The organism is Paenibacillus sp. MZ04-78.2 (genome assembly GCF_024213375.1).
In the GTDB taxonomy this organism is placed as follows: domain Bacteria; phylum Bacillota; class Bacilli; order Paenibacillales; family NBRC-103111; genus Paenibacillus_G.
On record NZ_JANAVJ010000008.1, the window covers coordinates 13,714 to 32,848 of the forward strand.

Here is a 19,135-nt window from a genome sequence, read left to right on the forward strand (position 1 = left end):
CGCTCAATCCCCGCCGCCCGTAGTTTGATGGAGCGTAAAATAAATGCTCGTGCCTTCGCCTAGCGTACTTTTGGCCTGAATGTCGCCGCCGTGCTCCTCGATAATATGCTTCGCAATAGCAAGGCCCAGCCCGCTGCCTCCAGTGCCGCTGTTCCGCGACGGGTCCGCCCGGTAAAACCGGTCGAAAATATGCGGCAGCGCCTCCGGCGGAATGCCTTGTCCGTTGTCCCTTACTTCCACGATGACCCGTTCGCCGTCGAACCGCATCCGAAGCGTAATGAGTCCCTCATCCTTGTCCATATATTTGATGGCGTTGCCGATCAAATTGACCAGCACCCGCTTCAGCTTCTCCCGGTCGGCCGTGACCCACACCGGAGCTTGCGCCATGGGGGCGTCGAACCGAAGCGTGACGCCTTTCTTTTCAATATCGGCGTGCAGCTGCATGTCAAGGGTGCAATCCTGCAAAAAATCGTTCAAGTTCACCGGTTCAAAATGAAACGGCAGCTTTCCCAGATCCAGCTTGGAAAACAAAAACAGCTCGTCGATCAGATGATCCATCTGAACGGCTTTGGCATAAATCGTCTTCAAGTATTTGTCCAGCTTGTCCGGCGAATTCGATACGCCGTCCATAATGCCTTCGACATAGCCTTTAATGGCGGTCACCGGCGTTTTCAGATCGTGCGAAATGTTGGAAATGAGCTCCTTGCGGTTCTCTTCGTACCTGAGCTGCACGTCGACGGATTGCTTCAGCCTCCGGCGCATCTGCTCGAAGGATGCCGCCAGCTCGCCGATCTCGTCCTTCGCCTGCGGCTTGACTTCAAAGTCAAGATTGCCTTCGCGAATTTCGCCTGCCGCCCGCTGCAATTGACGAAGCGGACGAATCACACTGCGCGATACCCAATACGTCAGCAAGCCGTTGGTCAACACCAGAATCACGAGCAGCGAAATAAAAAACGCCGAGGTGTAAGTACGGAAAATTTTGCCGAAAAAATTCACGTCCGTCGCGATAAAGACGCTCCCCGGACTGCCGTCCTTAAAACGGAAATCGTGCTGCCGCGATAAAAACCATGGGCCCCGGTCCTTCATCGGCCGGGCATTGAGATCCGACTCCCCCGCTCCGTATGGCGGTAATTTGCCAAGCAGCTCCGGCTTGTTCAGCTTCTCGGACACGTAGACGATGCTATCCATTTTCCGTACGACCAGCCCCATATTGATCGGCCGAAGCCGCTCTTCGAATTGCGCCGTTACGGCCGGGTTCAGCAGCGAATCCGGATCGTCCGTCGTCTTGAGCTTTAATTCGGCACTGACGGCGGCTTCCTTCTCCATCACTTCTTTGACGGGATTATGTTTCGTATCGACGTCGTACAGCGACTGAACGTTGCCGAAAAAAGCGGCAACAATGATCAAAAACGCGACGCCGGCAAGCACGACCGGCACGATAAGCATCAAGAAATAGGACAGCACCAACCGGACTTTGATGGACATCGCTACGGTCTCCTAGTATTGTTTTCGCTCGAAGATGGTATAGCCTCCTGTAAAAAACAATATACAACAAGCGGCCAGAAACATAAAGACGTTCAAAATTTTGCCCGACGCCACCGAGGCTCCGAGCCACAGCATATGCCAATCGGTGTAAGCCGCAGGGGTGTATACCGCCAGCGCAGGCACGAAGTAAGCGCCAAGCTTCGCCGAAGCGTACAGCAGAATGCAGACCGTCAGCGCGCCACTGCCGTTTTTGAACCATTGGGCGATAAAAGCCGCACCCAGTCCGAGCGTGAACAGAGGCAGCAGCGCCGTGATATAAGCGGCGGCCGTCCGGCCCAGTCCCTGCGCAACCGCGCCCCCGCCGCCCACAAGCAGAAGGCTTGCCACCGATACGACAAGGGCGATCGCCAGATGAAGCGCCGCATACCCGAGCATGGCGGCCAGCTTGGACGCGAACGCTTGAAATCTGGTGATCGGCCGCGTTAAAAGCAGCTTCATCGTCTTGTCGCCCGCTTCCCCGGCGAACATGTCGGATGCCGTCATGAAGAGCAGCAGCGGCAAGTAGACGGCGGTGTAAAAGCCAAGCAGGACGACCGGGAAATCCGCAGAGGCCAACGCCGCTACGCCGAAGCCGAATTGAAGCCGCGAGGCGGCAACTGCCGCAGCCATCGAAATCAGGGCGGTCAGGACGAGAAAAACAATCGTTTTGCGCCGAGCCATCAGCTTTGCCAGCTCGTTTACCGTATTCGCATAAAAACTAGGCATGGACTTCCGCTCTCCTTTCTTCGCGCACTTGCTCCATAAAATAATTCTCCAGTGTCGTCGGATTCGCGCCGCGGACAATATCCGCTACGAAATCTTCCCGAATCAGCCTTCCGTTATACAAAATGCCGATCCGGCTGCACAACTGCTCCATCTCCGTAATCAGATGACTGGATAAGAAAAACGTAATGTGCTGCTCGCGGGCCAGCCGGGCGATCAATTCGCGCATCTCCACCATGCCCTCGATATCGAGCCCGTTCGTCGGCTCATCCAGGATAAGCAGCTCTGGCTCAGACAGGATCGCCGCGGCAATGCCCAAACGCTGCTTCATGCCCAGCGAGTATTGGCTCACTTTCTCGTGCTTGAAGGCGGCGAGTCCGACCAGTTCCAGCACCTCGTCGATCCGCTTGCGGGGCAGCTGCGGGTAAAACCGGGCGGCGAGCTCCAAATTTTTGTAGCCGCTCATGTAATCGTAAGCGTCCGCCGTTTCGATAAGCACGCCCACCCTGCTCATCGCTTTCACGAAGTCGGCGGCCGCATCTTGCCCGAACAAGCGCACCTGTCCCCGGTCCGCCCGGCACAGTCCGGCAATGATTTTCATCACGGTCGTTTTGCCGGCTCCGTTCGGCCCGAAAAATCCGTAAATATCTCCGCGCTGCACTTGCAGCGTAATATTTTCCACACCGCGCCGATTGGCGTAAATTTTGGTCAACCCGCTTAGCTCCAGGACAGCTTCCATCGGCTCATCTCCTTATTCATCAAAGCTCAAGCTTTTGCACGAACGGCGAAGGACGGCTGTCAGGCCGCCCCTCGTCCCGCTGCGGCAATCGCGCTTATTGTTCGTGTTTTTTCACATCAAGCGTCTTCACTTGCTTGCCGTTCAGATCGATGTGGTCCGGCGTTGTGCCGTTGAAGTCGGACAGGCCAAAATCGGCGGCAACGACGACTTCGTGGGAAACGCCTTGCGCATCCTTACCGCTGATCGTCAGCGTCATCTGCTGCTTCTCGATCCGGTTGTCCGCGTTGACTTTGGCCGCCAGATCGAACTTGTCGATCTTCACGTCCTGCGTCAGCTTCGGCATGCTGTCGTGGAGTCCTTGGAGCTTATCGCCGAAAGGCTCTTGAGCGCCTTTATGATGCCCCTCTGCGTTTGCGGCCTGCTTCACCACAAGCGATCCGATCGCATTCGCCACTGCCGGAATTTGACTTCCGCTCAGCTGCATCGCGATGTTCTTCGTCCCATCCGCCTGCGGCGACAAGGTGACATAATCCTTCAGATTGCCGACCAACGCGTCGACGACATTCTCGACTTCGGCGCTAATGCCATCAGGAGCTTGCCCCCGGTGTTCGCCTGCTTTCCCTTTCCATTGTTTTCCTTCCATGACGTTGTAAACGTCGTTGTCGCTCGCTTTGACGATTTGCTTGCCATCCTGCCGGTACAGATTAACTCCTTGACTTGCTCCGCCGCCGCTCAGGTTGATTTCCGCGCTCATTTCGTTCTTCGCCTTATCGTCTTTGACGGTCGACTGCACGTCGAGCAGCTTCGTTCCGTTATCCTTCACCGACACATTCATTTGCTTCGTCACATTTTGTACCGCGAACGTTTGCTTGACGGCCGACTTGTAAGCGTCGTACCCCGGGGCGTCTCCTAGCCCCGCATAGGCGGAACCGATCAGAAGCAGGCTTCCGACGGCTGCGCTGACTCCGGTTATTGCGATTCGTTTGTTCATGGTTTCTTCCTCCTTGGGATTGGGGTCTGAAAGCATCTCCGGCTTCCATAGTTCCATCCTAACCGGAAGAGCTAAACATTCTAGAAAACGGAGATTAGCCGTTTCTAAACAAATCATTAAAACTTTATTAACCGGACGCCAAGCGCCCCGATTCGCTGCCGGGAATACGAAAAACTCCGGATCGCTCTGATCCGGAGCCTAAGACTCGACTACGATTTAACAAGGCACCGGCAATTTTGCCAGGTCTATCACACGGATACGGCCTTTTATGCGTGCCTGACGCTAACCGCCGGTTCAAGCACAGTTAGCGTATTGTTGAACGTATTCAGGTTGACCATCGACCCGATAGGAATAGCGGCCTTATAGTGACCGTGTCCGGTTGCGAGATTCGTCAGCAGGGGCTTGCCGAGAGGAACGACGAATTCGCTGATCACATTTTCATAGGACTTGCCGTAGGCGGCCGGACAATCCGTGCATTCGCCCATGACGATGCCAAGACAGTCCTGGAATTTCCCGGCCAGCTTCAAATGATTCAGGTACCTGTATACCGTGTTGGCCGGCTCGTGGGTTTCTTCCAGAAACAGCACCTTTCCCCTAGTATCGATCTCGTAAGGCGTACCCAACGTATCGACCACGGAGGTCAGATTGCCGCCGACGATCGGTCCGGTGACATTCCCCGGCACGCGGCTGACGAGTGGAACATTCGGCGGATTCAGAATGGGCCGGTAAGAATCTAATGACGACACGGCGGAAAAAAACTGTTCGAAATTATACGCGGGGGTTTCCGGTTTGAAATCAATCAGCATGAGGCTGTGAAAGGTGATAAGCCCGCTATAGCAATACAGTGCGTTCAGAAGAAACGTCACGTCGCTGTAGCCGGTAATAATTTTCGGATTGCTTCGGATGATGCCGAAATCGAGGTAAGGAAGCATACCAGCTACCCCTACGCCGCCGCGGGTGGGAAGAATCATGTTGACCTGCGGATTGGCGAACATCATCATCAAGTCATACGCGCGCTCTTCGTCGGTACCGGCAAGAAAGCCGTTACGGGCATACGCATACCGACCCAACACGACCTGAAACCCCATCCCTCTCAGCGCTTGAACGCGCGCATCAATCACATCGGCCTCCAGCGGACTGCCCATGGCAACGACTCCGATGGTATCGCCTCTTTGCAGCGCAGGCGGTCTAATGGCCATATACCCACTTCCTTCCCCAAAGCGTCGTACGACTCCCGTCTTTTCAAGTATATGGGGGCACATATCCCGGCATCCCTATTTTTCGCTGCGGATAAAAATGATTTATCAGCGGTTCTCTATCCGTCCAACGACAAACAACCCGCAGGTCCCCCCTGACCTTCCTCTATCCATCTGGCAAGACCCCGGGGTCATACGTTACAATAAAGAGCAAAAAGCGTGTCTCAAGGAGTGGTTAACTTATGATCGATCATGCCCGCCTTACCGAATACGGACTGAAGAAGCCCGGAACGAGCCTCAAGCATCCTTTCGACCCGGACCTGCCCGTTCTGTTCGTCGGCGACAAAATGTTCGCTCTGCTCGGCACCCATCAAGGCATCCCGAGCGTCAATCTGAAATGCGATCCCGACAACGCCTGGCTCGTACGGGAAACGTATCCGACCGCCGTGCTTCCCGGCTACCATATGAACAAGCGGCACTGGAACACGGTCGTGCTGAACGGCCAAGTTCCGGATACCGAAGTACTGGACATGCTGGAGGAGTCGTACCAGCTCGTGTACCGCAAGCTGACCAGAGCCGCGAAAGAAGCGATCAACGCCGGTTGACGAAACGAAACAAACCGCTTAAAATCGGGCATCCCCGCTGCCGCAAAATGGGTCCGCAGGACTTCTCCGCTCTGGACCCATTACACCCGACAGCCACCTCTCCTCATTCGATGATTATTCGAGATACCACTCCTGCAAAAGCTTGCGTTCTTCGTCGGAAATGCCTAATCCTTCGGCGATATAATTGTCGGTCGAACCGTAAACCCACCGCATTTCTTCCAGGGAAGCCAAAAGATACTCCGGCTTTACGCCCAGCAGCGCACGAACCCAAACCAACTGCTCTTCGCTTTGAACCGCCTCGCGAACCTTCGCCAGCAGTTTCTCGTTGGCCTCCTGCCGGCAAGCGGCTGACTTCATGTAGTCTTCAACAATCGTTTCGATCGGAACCTCCAATAATAGGAGCACGATGGCCGCGGCAAATCCGGTGCGGTCCTTGCCTGCCGTACAATGCCATAACACGGGACGGCCCTCGGAATCCAGCAAGGAGCGGACGAATGTGCGGTAAGCTTGCCGGGATTGAGGGTCCGTGACAAATTTTTTGTAGGCGTCAAGCAGCGGGTCGCCGCCCTGACCGTTAGCCATCATCGTGTTGAAAACATCGGATAAATTCTGCATATTTACGACACCGCCCATGGCGGGATTGCTCCTATTTTTCACCCCCGCCACGACCGGGTTCGGCTTCGCCTGCTGCTCCCCCTCCGATCGCAAATCGCAAATGAACGAAAGGCCCAGCGAATGCACATATTCGACCTCCTCCGGCTTCAGCTCAGACAGCTCGCCGGAACGGAACAGCTTGTTCGCTTTAACTCTTCCGCCTGCCGCCGACGGATAACCTCCAAGCTCCCTAAAATTTACGCGTTTCATCAAATCGTCCATATCTGTTATGCCTCCCCGCAAATTAACACATATAAATGAAAAACAGCACCCGGTCGGATGCCGCTGCTGCGCAATTCCGCTCCTCAAGCCTTGAGCGCAGCCGTCGATTCCCTTACGACCAGTTCGGGCTTCCATTCGACCGTCACACTGTCCGTCGAGCCGGCTCCGATCCATTTTAACAACAGTTCCACGGAGCTCTGGCCGATGCTTTCCGCCGGCTGGCGAACGGTCGTCAAGTAGGGACGAAGACGGGACGCAATATATTGATCGTCATATCCGACGACCGACATCGCTTCCGGAACCCGCATCCCTTCCTCCGCCAAAGCGTTTACGATCCCGACCGCGATATAATCGTCGCCGGCGAATACGGCCGTAGGCAGCTTCCCGCTCCTGATCCACGACTTTGCCGTATCGTAGCCGAATCTGATTTCATATTCCCCTTGCACCACGGCGAACGGAGAAAGCCCCTCCTCCCGGAGCGCATCCACAAAGCCTCTCTTTCGCTCCCGCGTACTCAAAAAATAGTCCGGCCCGCATACGTGGGCGACCGAGGTATGACCTAGAGAGAGCAAGTGCTTCGCCGCTTCGTAGCCTCCGTAGTAATTATCCGTCAGCACCGAGGGGACCATGTGATCCCGTCTTTGATTATCGATGAGCACGAACGGAATACTCCGTTTTTTCAATTGGGCGATATATTGCTCCTCTTCCGGCAAAGACATCAGAATCAAGCCGTCGACCCGGTCTTCATGCATCAAATCGTGGCTTTCGCCTGAACGAACATCGTTCGAGACGGAAAGCGTCAGAAAATAATCGTACCGGGCAAGCGTGCGGTTGATTTCGTTGACGACCGACTCAAAAAAGCGATCATGCAGCGCCGTCATGATCAAGCCGATGATGCGGGTATGACCCCGGGCCAGACTTTGCGCGGCGGCATGAGGCCGGTAATCCAAAGCCTCGATGGCGTCCAGCACCTTTTGCCGGTTTTTCTCCCGTACGTTGGCCGTATTGTTTAACACCCGGGATACGGTCACCACCGACAATCCGCAATGTCTGGCCACGTCGTATATACTTGCTTTCATGGGGCAGGCTCCTTCCGATACGCGCTGTGAAAATTAAACCGCTTTAACATTTGGAATAGGCAAAACGTATCGCTGGATGTCGGCATGAAATGACATATATTATAGTAAAAAATAACAATACTTTACTTTTGTAAACCTATATTACCATTCTATCCCTTTGATAGCAATGTGTTTTTTAGAAGACGGGCCTCCCTATCATCTTCTTCCGCCACGAAAGCAAAAGACGCTTTTCTCTTTCGCCGGATTGTTTCGCAGCATGGCCGTTTGGCTTTATAATACGTTATTGAGCCTCCAACACGGCTAAAGCCGTGGGATTCTTAGCTAGTAAACGCACGCAGGCCATTTCTGTTTTGTGCCGACTGCTAAGTTAAGAGCTAGCTCATTAGCTCATCCTAGATCAGAGCGTATAGCTATCTAGGCTGATAGACTGTTACCATCTATCACAGGTTGGCGCAGGATGTTGATCGCTCCAACCCTGTCGCGGTGTGCGCGATACCCGCATGAACACTCATACGTTCGGTCCTTTGCCTTGTTCCGTTTCTCGCAGTTTGGACACGTTTGGGAGGTGTACGCTGGATTGACTTCGATGATGTTAATCCCGGCCAATGCCGCTTTGTATGCGATAAACGTTTGCAATTGATGGAACGTCCAGTTGTGCAGGTTTTTTGCGTTTTTACGACTTGTTCTTGTCGTTTGGCGAAGGTTCGTCAGCTTTTCCAGCTTGATGACCGATACCTGTTCTTCGATCGCCATGTTCACGATCTTACGGCTGATTTTGTGGTTTTGGTCTTTCATGTAGCGATGTTCTTTATTTTCTTGCTTACGGATCGCAGACAGCTTCTTTAACTTGCCCATCTTTCTTCTGCGCTCTTTGTATTTGCGGCGTATGTACTTGTTCTGTCTGCCGTTGCCAACAAATTTCGTCTTCCCTGTTGAGGTGACAACAACGGCAGGGACTTTTAAGCCCAAGTCAATGCCCATTATGACATCGCCGGTTGCTTGTTCTGTCTTTCTTTCAACAGAAATTTGTACGTACCACTTGCCCGACTTCTCAACCACTTTTAAGAGACCAAGCTTCCCACTGGATAGCAAACGTTGTTCGCGTTCCGTTACACGAGCCGAAATCTTGAGCCGCTGTACGTTTCCGTCCAGCATCACAGGAAATGCAACGCTATGGTCCCCAAGTGAATAGTTCTGGTTATTTACGTAGTAGGCTCTGCGCTTGAGAATCGGACGTTTTCCTTGCTTTTTCATCTTGTTATGAATGCTTCGCGCATCTCGAATGGCTTGGTTCTTTACTGCGGATGGAAGTTTGGCATCGACATCCTTGGAGGTGAGCTTTGGAAATGCGCCCGATGCTTCCGCTTGTTCGGTTAAGAGATTGACCGTTTTGATATATTCGTCCCCCATCTCCTTAAGCAGGGAAACATTGTTTGGGCATATTCGAATTTGAACGGTTACGGTTTGCATCGATTCACCCCCTTGTCTTCTGTTCTTCAACATAACGCCGGATGGTTTCGCTCGAAACATTCCCTGCCGAGCTGACAAAATAGGAACGTGTCCAAAGGCTTGGCAGATGCTTCAAGTACTTAAATTCTTGACGCAAACATCACGAGGTCGTGCCTTTTAATTTTACCACACAAAATCAGGCCTGTTGATTAACCACTAATATGGTAGAAAAAAGATCGCCTTTGCTGTAGAATCGTTTGTACCACCAACCGATTCGAGAAAGAGGCGATCTCATGAAAAATTGTATCACGATCCCATCCGTTCTTCAATCCATTCTAAGTGCTGAAGAAGTCAAATCAATTGTGCTAATGGTAGGCTATGAAGACAAAGCCCGCAAGTTTACGGTATATGACTTGCGTTTGGATGGCTATAAAGAAAACGGACAGTCATTTGTCGTTCGGTTAAGAGATAACGTTCACCTTGAAAAACCGTGTGCTTTGCGTCGTCAAATCGAGGAAGATTCGCCAATTATCCGTGATATCACGTGTCAACTTGGAACAGCCCAATGTCGATCTAAACATCGCCATCGTGTTGTGATCTTTCGGGACTTTGAAGGTCGAGAAATCCGAGTCGCCACAGACCTAATGCAGGTCACTGCCGAGCAAATCGCGCAGATGTACAAAGCTCGTTGGCAGATCGGCGTGTCCAGCAAAGGACACAACATCTTGTCGGTGAAAGTCCGACCGGGAGAAAAGACGAAACTCCCGTAGCCTGAGAGGCGCCGCGGAACGAAAGTGAACCGGCGAAGCCCCCTGACAAAACGTTCTTCAGGAACGTCGGCAAAACTCCAGGTTGTAACGTACAGTGAACGCAGACGTAGCCTCGTTACACGCAAATCCGGTGGCTGAGACGGTCGATAACGCGCGAAAGCAGCAAGAACTGACCGAAAACGTCTGAAACGGTAGTTCTCACCGGCGGGGTATCAGCGGCGACATGGAGGGAAAGAGGTTGTGGAATCTGGAGAAGCCCTCGGTACCCGGTGAAGAAATCTCATCGAGGAGGCCGTCCCTATAACCGCGATCGGGAAATGGGACAGGCAGGTGCCAGGGTGGCGGATCGGGCCGTAATACCGACGATTCGCGTGCAGCAAAACGCGCGAGGAGGGAAGGGCCCGGACCTGTAAGCAAATCCGTACGACCAAAGGAGGCAAGGGTGCTATGATAAAAACACCCGTCAGTTTGCAGGAGCTAAGGCGGCGGATATATCACAAGGCGAAGGCTGAGCCTACGCACCGTTTTTGGGGATTATTTACCCATATCACCAAGATGACCACTCTTCAAGAAGCGTACGAGCAAGCGAAGAAAAACGGAGGTGCCCCAGGCATTGACGGAACAAGCTTCGCAGATGTGGAACGCGAAGGGGTCATCCCGTTTCTGGAGAACATCCAAGCTGAGCTTAAAGCGGGAACGTATCTCCCACAGACCAACCGCAAAGTAGATATCCCGAAGGCGAACGGTAAAATGCGAACCTTACAAACTCCAAGCATTCGAGACCGTGTGGTGCAGGGAGCACTGAAACTGATCTTGGAGGCCATATTTGAGGCGGACTTCAGCCCGAACTCGTATGGGTTTCGACCGAAACGCTCACCACATCAGGCGCTGGCAGAAGTCCGACGCAGTGTATTGCGCCGAATGACGAAGATCATTGACATCGATCTGTCGCGGTATTTCGATACCATACGACACTCGATATTGCTGGAAAAGATCGCAAAGCGTGTTCAGGATCCACAAGTGATGCAACTGATCAAACAGGTGATCAAGGCAGCAGGGAAGATCGGCGTACCGCAGGGTGGCCCGTTCTCGCCGCTGGCTTCGAACATCTACCTGTGGACTGGACGTTTGATGCCATCCGGCGGAAGACGACGGAAGGAGACTATGAAGCTGTCAATTACCATCGGTTCGCTGACGATATGCTAATCACGGTGAGCGGACATTCCAGCAAACGCGGCTGGGCCGAACTGGTTTTACAGCGACTACGCGAACAATTGGAACCGTTGGGCGTGGAACTCAACTTGGAGAAGACCCGAATGGTTAATGTCCTGAAAGGCGAAGCCTTTGCTTTTCTGGGATTTGACTTTCGAAGGGTTCCGAATCGAAGCAAAACCGGCCATTTCATCCTCATGACACCAAGAAAGAAGGCCCGTATAGCCGTGAAAGCGCGAATCCGCGAAGTGATAAAAAGCGGAGGTGCGAAACCCGCCAAGGAGATCGTGAAGCAAGTGAATGCGACCTTGAGCGGATGGGTGAATTACTTTCGGGTAGGGAATTCCAGCAGCGCGTTTGGAGAGGTACGCGATTACACGGAGATGAAAATACGAACCTTGCTGACGAGAAGGAAACGGAGACGAAAAAGTAGCATCTGGAGTAACGAATACCTGTACGGCGTATTGGGACTATATTGGGACTGGAAAGTCCACCCCTTGAAAAGCGCAGACGGGTACCGATGAAAGTGTCCGACGTTTGATAGGTCACATAACCCTAGCGATGAAGCTTACGGGGTGAGCTGCTTGAGGGAAAACCTCACGAGCAGTTCTTATGGGGAGGGGCTGGAAACGAGCCTCGCAGCACCGCACCAGTCCTTTACCCGACAGGTATTCTTTCGTTGGATTAAGCAGCATTTGAACATTCCTACGTTGTTTGGGACAACAGAGAACGCCGTTTATGGTCAGTTATTTGCAGCATTGATGGTGTACGTTCTGCTGAATGGCTGTTTGACTCTGCTTCTGCATCCATATCTCGGCATGTGGAACTCTCTTTTGTTCGATTTACACGTTTATTCGCTCTTCATCTGCTGCCTGCTGAATGGCTTATAAAGATTCAATATATTGTGCAAACACATAACCCCCAGAGGGTTGTTTAGATTACATAATTTGGTAAATCAACAGGCCTGACACAAAATGATAGTTGATGAGTGGTACGGTTGTTGTCCCACATACCGATTGTATCAGTTTATATATTGCAACAACATGAAGGAATGTAGGACAATTAAGCTGTCTAAAGACAGCCCTTGTCCTAAGCCGATTCATCCCATGCCTAAAGGTAAGGGCAGCAAATGCAGAAAACAATGGAGGTACCATTCCCATGGAAATTCAACTCATTCGAAACGCAACGCATTATATCGAATACGGCGGAAAGAAGCTGCTCATCGATCCGATGCTAAGTCCGTCCGGAGCTATGCCTCCCTTCCCGAATACGCCGAATTCTTTTCCAAACCCAACGGTTAATCTAAAAGTTTCCAAGGCTCATCTGCTGCAAGCCGACGCCGTCCTGCTTACCCATAGCCACCCGGATCATTTCGACGCCGTCGCGGCAGCGCTGTTGCCGAAGGATATCGTCTTTTTCTGTCAGCCGGAGGATGCCGGGATGATTCGGGATCAGGGCTTTCGGGACGTGAGGCCCGTTGAAAACGGCGTAGAGTGGGATTCCGTCAGCATCGTACGCACCTCCGGTCAGCATGGCACGGGCGAAATCGGAAAGCTTATGGGGCCGGTGTCCGGCTTCGTGCTGAATGCGCCGGGCGAGCCCGTTCTTTACATCGCCGGCGATACGATCTGGTGCCTGGAGGTGGAGCAAGCCTTGGCACAGCATAAGCCTGACGTCGTCTTGCTGTTCGGAGGTAGCGCGCAGTTCCTGCAGGGCGGACCGATTACGATGAACGAAGCGGATGTGGCGAAGGTCGCGAGCACCGTACCAGACGCCCAAGTCATCGTGGCCCATATGGAGGCTCTGAACCATTGCCTTCTGCAGAGAGAGGATTTAAGAGCGTATGTTGCCGGGCTCGGTCTCTCCGAAAGAGTCCGTGTCCCGGAGGACGGGGAGTCCATCCGCTTCCATCAGTAGCCGCTTTTTAGGACGGTGGCGGTGGCTAAGCAGAATAAGAATTGATCATGAATCGACCGCCAACTATGCTGAGGGCGGTCGATTTCTTTTTGTCTTGGATAACTCGCATCATTCGATTGTGATTCCATAGAAAAAAGGGGCGATTTCTCGCCCCTTATCTCAATGCGCTACCGCGTTGTAAGTCATAATCCAGATCGAGCCTGCGACGATCGTCAGCAGAATGACCATGCCGAGCAGCAGCGCCATCATGTTCCAGCGGGCATTCTCGCCTTCGCGCAGGTGCATGAAGAAGATAAGCTGCACGGCGAACTGAAGGATCGCCATCGCAAGAATCACGATCAACGTCGCCGTCTTGCTCAGCATGCTGTTCATCACGATGGTAATCGGAATGATCGTCAAGATGATCGAAAGCACGAACCCGATCGTATAAGACTTCAGCGAGCCATGGGAGCCGTGCTGATCATGCGAAGAAGCTCCATGCGAATTCCCCATCTTACATCACCCCCATCAAGTAGACGACCGTGAGGACGAAAATCCAGACGACGTCAAGAAAGTGCCAGTACAAGCTGAGATTTTCCACTTTGCGCTTGGTGACGGGATTAATGCCGCGTTTGCGGAGCTGAAGCATGAGCCCGATCATCCACACCAAGCCGAGCGATACGTGCAAGCCGTGCGTTCCTACCAAAGTGTAGAACGCGGATAGAAAAGCGCTCGTGGTAATCGTCGCGCCCTCATTCACCATGTGCACGAACTCCATCACTTCCAGCGTGATGAACGCCGCGCCGAGCAGCGCCGTAACCCCAAGCCAGCCGAGCAACTGCTGCTTGTTGCCGCGATGCATCGCAAGCACCGCAAGCCCGCTCGTAAAGCTGCTTGTCAACAGGATGAACGTTTCGGCAATAATGCCCGGCATTTGAAACAGTTCCTCGGGCGTCGGTCCCGCATTCGTATTGCCGCGAAGAACGATATAAGTGGCAAACAACGTGCCGAATAAAATAACGTCCGTAATCAGAAAGAGCCAAAAGCCGAACGTCTTCATCGACTCCTGATCGTGATGACCGTGGTCGTGAGCGTCGTGTCCGTGATTTGCCGCCGTGCGTGCCATTAAGCTTTTGCCCCCCTTGCCAGTTGCTCGGTCCGCTTCACTTCATCGACCGGAATGTAATAGTCGGTATCGTAGGAGAACGAACGCACCAGCATGCAGATCGCGATGCCGACAAGCGATGGAATCGCCAGCCACATCCAGTTCCATACGAATCCGAAGCCGACGAAGAACCAGAGCGCAGACTTGATGAACGGAATCGCCGAGTTTTTCGGCATATGAATCGGCTCCAGCTTCGCCTCCGGAATCGGAGCGAGCGGCTTCTCGCCTCTCTGCTTCCGCTCCCACCAGTCGTCCGTCTCCTGCACGGTCGGTGTGATAGCGAAGTTGTACATCGGCGCCGGCGACGGAATCGTCCATTCCAGCGTGCGGCCGTCCCAGATGTCGCCTGTCGTGTCTTTCTTATGATGCTTGATGCTGTAAGCGATCTGCCATACTTGGAAAATGAACGCAATCCCCATCAGGAAGCCGCCGATCGTGGAAACCAAGTTGAGCGGTCCCCAGCCCATGTCAAAATCATACGTATACGTACGGCGCGTCATGCCGTCCAGTCCGAGGAAATATTGCGGCATGAAGCACACATAGAAGCCGATGTTCCAGAACCAGAACGCCCATTTGCCGAGGCGCTCGTTCAGCTTGAAGCCGAACATTTTCGGCCACCAGTAGTATAGACCTGCAAAGTATCCGAACACAACGCCGCCGATAAGCACTTGGTGGAAGTGCGCAATCAAGAAGTAGCTGTTGTGAAATTGAAAGTCAGCTGGAGCAACGGACAGCAGCACGCCGGTCATCCCGCCGATGACGAAGCACGGAATGAACGCGATCGCCCACATCATCGGTGTCGTGAACCGGATTCGGCCACGGAACATCGTAAACAGCCAGTTGAACACCTTGACCCCTGTCGGTATGGCGATCAGCATGGTCGTGACCGCGAAGAACGCATTGACATTCGCGCCGGAGCCCATCGTGAAGAAGTGGTGGACCCATGTAAAGAACGACAGAACGCTGATCCCGATCATGGCGAATACCATCGAAGAGTAGCCGAACAGCTTTTTCCTGGAGAAGGTCGCAACCACCTCGGAGAAAATACCGAACGCCGGCACAATGACAATATACACTTCGGGGTGACCCCACATCCAGATCAAGTTGATATACATCATTGGGTTGCCGCCGCCGTCGAGCGTGAAGAAATGCGCGCCCGCGAAGCGGTCAAGGAACAGCAGGAACAACGTAACGGTCAAAATCGGGAACGCGAAAATGATCATGATACAGCTGGACAGCACCGACCAGGAAAACATCGGCATTTTCATCAGCTTCATGCCGGGCGCGCGCATTTTGAGAATCGTCACGATAAAGTTGATTCCCGTCGCCAAGCTCCCGATCCCCGAGATTTGGATACCCCAGATGTAGAAGTTTTGACCGACGCCCGGGCTGTGGGACATCTCGGACAGCGGCGGATAAGCCAGCCAGCCCGTATCCGGCGAACCGCCGATGACGAACGAAATATTGAACAGCATCGCCCCGAAGAAAAACATCCAGAAGCTGAGCGAGTTCAAAAACGGAAACGCAACGTCGCGCGCGCCGATTTGCAGCGGGACGATGACATTGAACAAACCGAACATAAGCGGCATCGCCATGAACAAAATCATGATGACACCGTGCGTTGTGAAGATGGCGTTATAGTGATCCGCCTGCAAAAATTCGACGCCGGGCATCGCCAGCTGCAGCCGCATGAGCAGCGCGTCGACACCGCCGCGGAACAGCATCAGAATAGAGCAAATAATATACATGATGCCGATGCGCTTATGGTCAACGGTCGTCAGCCATTCGCGCCACAGCCAACCCCATTTTTTGAAAAACGTAAGCACGAAGACGATGGCTACCATCGCAAGCCCGATGCTTACCTGTGCCCCGAGAATTAGCGGATCCCCGGTGACGAAAAACTCCGATGCGAATTGTTTAATGGTATCCAGCATGAGTGGGCCTCTTTTCTTATGAAATCAATCTAACGTTGCTTTATTTCCCGGAGGCGCTGTGAGCTCCGTGTCCGCTGTCGCCGGCCGTTCCATGAGCCCCGTGGCCTTGGCCCGCGGTGACGTCCTCCATCTTGTTGCTGCCGCTTGCTTCAGCGCCCTGCTTTCCGCCGGATTCGTTTTTGCTGCCGCCGGGTACCGCTCCGTGACCGCCATGAGCGCCATGCGAGCCGCCGATCGCATATTTCGTAACGATATTGTAGAACAGGTTATCCGGGAACGCCGAGAAGAACTGCTCGCCGGATCGACCCGGCTTGGCCAATGCGTCATAGCCGGCTTGCGTCAACGGACTTGCCGACTTTTTGATCCCTGCGGCCCACTTGTCAAAGTCTTCTCGCGACGTAGCGTGAACGTCGAATTTCATATCCGTAAAATGCTGCCCGCTGAAGTTCGCCGCGGTGCCGAAATATTTGCCTACCTCGTCCGCTTGCAGGTGCAAGACCATCGCCATGCCGGACATCGTATACATTTGTCCGCCAAGCTGCGGAATCCAGAACGAGTTCATCGGAGCGTCGGACGTCAATTCGAATTTGATCGGCACGCCCTTCGGAATTTGCAAATGGTTCACCGTCGCAATTCCCTGCTCCGGATAAGTAAACAGCCATTTCCAATCCAGCGACGTCGCTTGAACGACCATCGGCTTCTGGTCCGATTCGATCGGCTTGGTAGGCTCCAGCGCGTACGTATATTTTACCGTCACGCCAGCCAAAATAATGATGATCAAAATCGGGATTCCCCACCAGATCATCTCCAGCTTGGTGCTGTGCGACCAATTCGGCGTATAGGCCGCCTTGTTCCCTTTCGAATCGCGGTACCGCCACACGATGACCGCCGTCATGGCCAGTACGGGCACCAGCACGATCGTGCAAAGTACGATCGAGATCATGATCAGGTCTCGCTGGTCTTGGGCAATCGGCCCTTTCGGGTCGAACACCATCATTTCTTGTCCGCAGCCGGTTAGCAGCGCCATCATCAGGATGAACAGCAGCGCTAGCGAAATTCGGCCGATCTTTACCGGTTTTCTCATGTCGATCCTCTCCCAAGCTCTCCGAATGCTATGATTGTTCTGACTGTGAGCCAGATCACTCTATAGCAACACCATAACAGATTACAACAAAATGTTCGCGGTACTTAACAAATACGTCAAAGTTTCGTCATTTTTCTGCAAAATAATTTTCACGAAGCTGACAAATTTTTTGCACTTGTAATATTATTCCACCCCGAACAAGCGCCAAAAACCCCTTCGGGATATCCCAAAGGGGCTAAAATTATGCGTTATTGCTATTTATTTACTCTTCCTCCGCTTTTGCTCTGGAATGCACGAGGTGAATTGCCGTACGGATCACATAAATATGAACGCTGCCGACCATGAACCCGACCCCGACCATAAGGGACGTGTTCCGATCGCTGAAGTCATGCAGGTTAAATAAACTAAGCAGCAATCCGATCCCAAGCAGCACCCATGCTGTTGCCGTCATCAAAGCTACCAATCTGCCCACATTGCGCTCGTTTCCAGTTCCTTCGGCCAAAACTGCCGTTTTCGTCGTCATAGCAATCACTCCTAAATCAATGAAAGTGCTTTCTCTTCCAATAGTATACCACACTTTTGCGATTTTGTTCATATAAAATTCAATTTTTGATCAAATTTCAGACAAATTCTTTTTGTCTCTACTATATTAAATGTGAAGCGCCTGCCAAATTAGGTTACGGCACCGAAATTTCCTAACAATTTGATATGATTTTCCAATCTTTGCTTTTCAAATCTATTTTTTTGTAATAAAATAGGCACTGTTGCAAAAATAGAGTCAGATTTTGGAGAGGGGATCACTCAGATGTACAGAAAGAAAATTATGCTTGCTCTCTGCGCGCTGCTGGTTGTGATGGCAGTTCTCGCCGGTTGCGGAGCAAAGCCGGCACCGAAGGAAGCGCTGGAGAAGGCGTTCCAAAAGGCTGCGGAAATGAAATCGGCGGATTACAAAATGACCTTCGCGATGAACATGGACTTCCCTGCCGACGCTATAGCCGAAAATCCGCAGCTTGCCGTATCAGCACAAATGCTCAAAAACATGGAATTGGCCGTATCCGGCGCTTACCAACAAGAACCGTTCCAGATGGAAATGAACATCGAAGCCAAGCTGAAAGGCGATATGGCGATGAACATCAATCTGCCGATCGTCATGACCGATCAAAAAATTTGGGTGAAGGTGCCGAACATTCCGATGCTGCCGCTGCCGAAGGATGTAGTAGGCAAATTTGTAGAGCTTGATCCGAAGGAACTGGCGGAGAAATCGGGCGAGAAAGTAACTTTCGACGCCGCTACCATGAAGAAACAGCAAGAGCTGGGCCAAGAAATCGGCAAAGTCTTCTTCAAGCACATGGACGAAAAAACGTTCCTTTCCTCCGTGGCCAAGAAGGACTCCAAGCTGCCGGAAGCGATTGAAGCAAGCCAGATCGTTAAATTCGCGGTTACGAACGAAAGTCTGGAGCCGTTCATCATCACCTTCGCCGAGAAGGCGCTGCCGGAAGTGCTCGATCTGCTGATGAGCGACAAATATGCAGGCGTAGTCACCTTCAAGAAAGAGGACCTGGAGAAAACGAAGAAAGATTTGACAGCCAATTCCGGAGACAAGCTCAAAACCGCAGTGGCTAAAATGAAGGAAGACCTGAAAATTAAGGACCTGCAAATCACGACAGCCGTCAACAAAAAAGGGTTCCCGGCATACCATGATGTCAACGTAGACCTGGAGCTCAAAGACAAAGGCAAACCGGTTCAATTCGGCGGGAACATCAAGGCGGAGTATTCCAAGATCAACGAGAAGCCGGAATTCAAAATCGGCATCCCGAAAGACGTTATTACCCTTGAGCAGTTGATGGCCAAAATAAACGGCCAGTAATTCATCGAAAAAGCCGCGCCCTCTG

Annotated in this window: 18 protein-coding genes and 2 pseudogenes; 6 read left to right on the plus strand and 14 right to left on the minus strand. The window is 52.6% G+C overall.

The genetic code is table 11. The annotated features are described in order from the left end of the window. Positions 1 to 3: 3 nt before the first annotated feature. From NLX71_RS08490 to NLX71_RS08510, 5 genes are all read right to left on the minus strand, one after another. Positions 4 to 1,485, minus strand: coding sequence for a sensor histidine kinase (locus tag NLX71_RS08490; RefSeq protein ID WP_254363175.1), 1,482 nt, complete (start codon positions 1,483 to 1,485; stop codon positions 4 to 6). A 12-nt stretch (positions 1,486 to 1,497) separates the two neighbouring features. Further along, the gene (locus NLX71_RS08495) at positions 1,498 to 2,250 is read right to left on the minus strand and encodes an ABC transporter permease (RefSeq protein WP_254363177.1); all 753 of its coding nucleotides are present in this window, start codon (positions 2,248 to 2,250) and stop codon (positions 1,498 to 1,500) included. After that, positions 2,243 to 2,986 (minus strand): ABC transporter ATP-binding protein, encoded by a 744-nt coding sequence (locus NLX71_RS08500; protein ID WP_254363179.1) that lies wholly within the window; start codon positions 2,984 to 2,986, stop codon positions 2,243 to 2,245. The genes NLX71_RS08495 and NLX71_RS08500 overlap by 8 nt, the downstream gene beginning before the upstream one ends. Before the next feature lie 94 nt (positions 2,987 to 3,080). Continuing rightward, entirely contained in the window at positions 3,081 to 3,977 is an 897-nt protein-coding gene (locus NLX71_RS08505; RefSeq protein WP_254363181.1) for a hypothetical protein, read from the minus strand. Between the two features lie 266 nt (positions 3,978 to 4,243). Then, positions 4,244 to 5,176: a S66 peptidase family protein gene (locus NLX71_RS08510; RefSeq protein ID WP_254363183.1), complete on the minus strand. Its 933-nt coding sequence runs from the start codon at positions 5,174 to 5,176 to the stop codon at positions 4,244 to 4,246. 239 nt (positions 5,177 to 5,415) lie between these two features. Here NLX71_RS08510 and NLX71_RS08515 point away from each other — a divergent pair, with 239 nt between their 5' ends. Further along, entirely contained in the window at positions 5,416 to 5,778 is a 363-nt protein-coding gene (locus NLX71_RS08515) for an MmcQ/YjbR family DNA-binding protein (protein ID WP_254363185.1), read from the plus strand. A 114-nt stretch (positions 5,779 to 5,892) separates the two neighbouring features. Here the strand turns inward: NLX71_RS08515 and NLX71_RS08520 are convergent, their stop codons facing one another. The 4 genes and pseudogenes from NLX71_RS08520 to NLX71_RS08535 form a co-directional block, all read right to left on the minus strand. After that, on the minus strand, positions 5,893 to 6,654 hold the full coding sequence (locus tag NLX71_RS08520; RefSeq protein WP_254363187.1) for a tyrosine-protein phosphatase: 762 nt from the start codon (positions 6,652 to 6,654) through the stop codon (positions 5,893 to 5,895). A gap of 83 nt (positions 6,655 to 6,737) precedes the next feature. Then, positions 6,738 to 7,733, minus strand: coding sequence for a LacI family DNA-binding transcriptional regulator (locus tag NLX71_RS08525; RefSeq protein WP_254363188.1), 996 nt, complete (start codon positions 7,731 to 7,733; stop codon positions 6,738 to 6,740). Positions 7,734 to 8,147: 414 nt separating this feature from the next. After that, positions 8,148 to 9,203, minus strand: a complete 1,056-nt coding sequence (locus NLX71_RS08530) for an RNA-guided endonuclease InsQ/TnpB family protein (RefSeq protein ID WP_254363189.1) — start codon at positions 9,201 to 9,203, stop codon at positions 8,148 to 8,150. Positions 9,204 to 9,207: 4 nt separating this feature from the next. Further along, positions 9,208 to 9,339 (minus strand): annotated as a pseudogene (locus NLX71_RS08535) (transposase); the annotation flags it as partial. 136 nt (positions 9,340 to 9,475) lie between these two features. Here NLX71_RS08535 and NLX71_RS08540 point away from each other — a divergent pair. From NLX71_RS08540 to NLX71_RS08555, 4 genes and pseudogenes are all read left to right on the plus strand, one after another. Next, positions 9,476 to 9,952: a transposase gene (locus NLX71_RS08540; RefSeq protein ID WP_254363190.1), complete on the plus strand. Its 477-nt coding sequence runs from the start codon at positions 9,476 to 9,478 to the stop codon at positions 9,950 to 9,952. A gap of 447 nt (positions 9,953 to 10,399) precedes the next feature. Beyond that, a pseudogene (gene ltrA / locus NLX71_RS08545) lies at positions 10,400 to 11,688 on the plus strand (group II intron reverse transcriptase/maturase). A gap of 60 nt (positions 11,689 to 11,748) precedes the next feature. After that, positions 11,749 to 12,054, plus strand: coding sequence for a hypothetical protein (locus tag NLX71_RS26785; protein WP_375377904.1), 306 nt, complete (start codon positions 11,749 to 11,751; stop codon positions 12,052 to 12,054). A 268-nt stretch (positions 12,055 to 12,322) separates the two neighbouring features. Then, the gene (locus NLX71_RS08555; protein ID WP_254363191.1) at positions 12,323 to 13,081 is read left to right on the plus strand and encodes an MBL fold metallo-hydrolase; all 759 of its coding nucleotides are present in this window, start codon (positions 12,323 to 12,325) and stop codon (positions 13,079 to 13,081) included. Positions 13,082 to 13,240: 159 nt separating this feature from the next. On the opposite strand, the gene cyoD is transcribed toward NLX71_RS08555, so the two are convergent. The 5 genes from cyoD to NLX71_RS08580 form a co-directional block, all read right to left on the minus strand. Beyond that, the gene (cyoD, locus tag NLX71_RS08560) at positions 13,241 to 13,573 is read right to left on the minus strand and encodes a cytochrome o ubiquinol oxidase subunit IV (RefSeq protein WP_254363192.1); all 333 of its coding nucleotides are present in this window, start codon (positions 13,571 to 13,573) and stop codon (positions 13,241 to 13,243) included. A 1-nt stretch (position 13,574) separates the two neighbouring features. Then, on the minus strand, positions 13,575 to 14,186 hold the full coding sequence (gene cyoC, locus NLX71_RS08565) for a cytochrome o ubiquinol oxidase subunit III (RefSeq protein WP_254363193.1): 612 nt from the start codon (positions 14,184 to 14,186) through the stop codon (positions 13,575 to 13,577). Further along, on the minus strand, positions 14,186 to 16,159 hold the full coding sequence (locus tag NLX71_RS08570) for a cbb3-type cytochrome c oxidase subunit I (RefSeq protein WP_254363194.1): 1,974 nt from the start codon (positions 16,157 to 16,159) through the stop codon (positions 14,186 to 14,188). Before NLX71_RS08570 ends, cyoC begins: the two co-directional genes overlap by 1 nt. Before the next feature lie 40 nt (positions 16,160 to 16,199). After that, positions 16,200 to 17,243 carry a ubiquinol oxidase subunit II gene (cyoA, locus tag NLX71_RS08575; RefSeq protein ID WP_254363195.1) on the minus strand — a complete coding sequence of 348 codons (1,044 nt, stop codon included), beginning with the start codon at positions 17,241 to 17,243 and terminating at the stop codon, positions 16,200 to 16,202. Positions 17,244 to 17,505: 262 nt separating this feature from the next. Further along, positions 17,506 to 17,766, minus strand: a complete 261-nt coding sequence (locus tag NLX71_RS08580; protein WP_254363196.1) for a hypothetical protein — start codon at positions 17,764 to 17,766, stop codon at positions 17,506 to 17,508. Between the two features lie 282 nt (positions 17,767 to 18,048). Between NLX71_RS08580 and NLX71_RS08585 the strand changes: the two genes are divergently transcribed. After that, a complete protein-coding gene (locus NLX71_RS08585; protein ID WP_254363197.1) occupies positions 18,049 to 19,110 on the plus strand; it encodes a DUF6612 family protein in 1,062 nt (353 codons plus the stop codon). Positions 19,111 to 19,135 lie beyond the last annotated feature (25 nt).

Excerpts from the sequence above, each read along its gene's own strand:
- NLX71_RS08490 (WP_254363175.1), bottom strand. The coding sequence starts at position 1,485 with ATGTCCATCAAAGTCCGGTTGGTGCTGTCCTATTTCTTGATGCTTATC.
- NLX71_RS08495 (WP_254363177.1), bottom strand. The coding sequence starts at position 2,250 with ATGCCTAGTTTTTATGCGAATACGGTAAACGAGCTGGCAAAGCTGATG.
- NLX71_RS08500 (WP_254363179.1), bottom strand. The coding sequence starts at position 2,986 with ATGGAAGCTGTCCTGGAGCTAAGCGGGTTGACCAAAATTTACGCCAAT.
- NLX71_RS08505 (WP_254363181.1), bottom strand. The coding sequence starts at position 3,977 with ATGAACAAACGAATCGCAATAACCGGAGTCAGCGCAGCCGTCGGAAGC.
- NLX71_RS08510 (WP_254363183.1), bottom strand. The coding sequence starts at position 5,176 with ATGGCCATTAGACCGCCTGCGCTGCAAAGAGGCGATACCATCGGAGTC.
- NLX71_RS08515 (WP_254363185.1), top strand. The coding sequence starts at position 5,416 with ATGATCGATCATGCCCGCCTTACCGAATACGGACTGAAGAAGCCCGGA.
- NLX71_RS08520 (WP_254363187.1), bottom strand. The coding sequence starts at position 6,654 with ATGGACGATTTGATGAAACGCGTAAATTTTAGGGAGCTTGGAGGTTAT.
- NLX71_RS08525 (WP_254363188.1), bottom strand. The coding sequence starts at position 7,733 with ATGAAAGCAAGTATATACGACGTGGCCAGACATTGCGGATTGTCGGTG.
- NLX71_RS08530 (WP_254363189.1), bottom strand. The coding sequence starts at position 9,203 with ATGCAAACCGTAACCGTTCAAATTCGAATATGCCCAAACAATGTTTCC.
- NLX71_RS08540 (WP_254363190.1), top strand. The coding sequence starts at position 9,476 with ATGAAAAATTGTATCACGATCCCATCCGTTCTTCAATCCATTCTAAGT.
- NLX71_RS08555 (WP_254363191.1), top strand. The coding sequence starts at position 12,323 with ATGGAAATTCAACTCATTCGAAACGCAACGCATTATATCGAATACGGC.
- cyoD (WP_254363192.1), bottom strand. The coding sequence starts at position 13,573 with ATGGGGAATTCGCATGGAGCTTCTTCGCATGATCAGCACGGCTCCCAT.
- cyoC (WP_254363193.1), bottom strand. The coding sequence starts at position 14,186 with ATGGCACGCACGGCGGCAAATCACGGACACGACGCTCACGACCACGGT.
- NLX71_RS08570 (WP_254363194.1), bottom strand. The coding sequence starts at position 16,159 with ATGCTGGATACCATTAAACAATTCGCATCGGAGTTTTTCGTCACCGGG.
- cyoA (WP_254363195.1), bottom strand. The coding sequence starts at position 17,243 with ATGAGAAAACCGGTAAAGATCGGCCGAATTTCGCTAGCGCTGCTGTTC.
- NLX71_RS08580 (WP_254363196.1), bottom strand. The coding sequence starts at position 17,766 with ATGACGACGAAAACGGCAGTTTTGGCCGAAGGAACTGGAAACGAGCGC.
- NLX71_RS08585 (WP_254363197.1), top strand. The coding sequence starts at position 18,049 with ATGTACAGAAAGAAAATTATGCTTGCTCTCTGCGCGCTGCTGGTTGTG.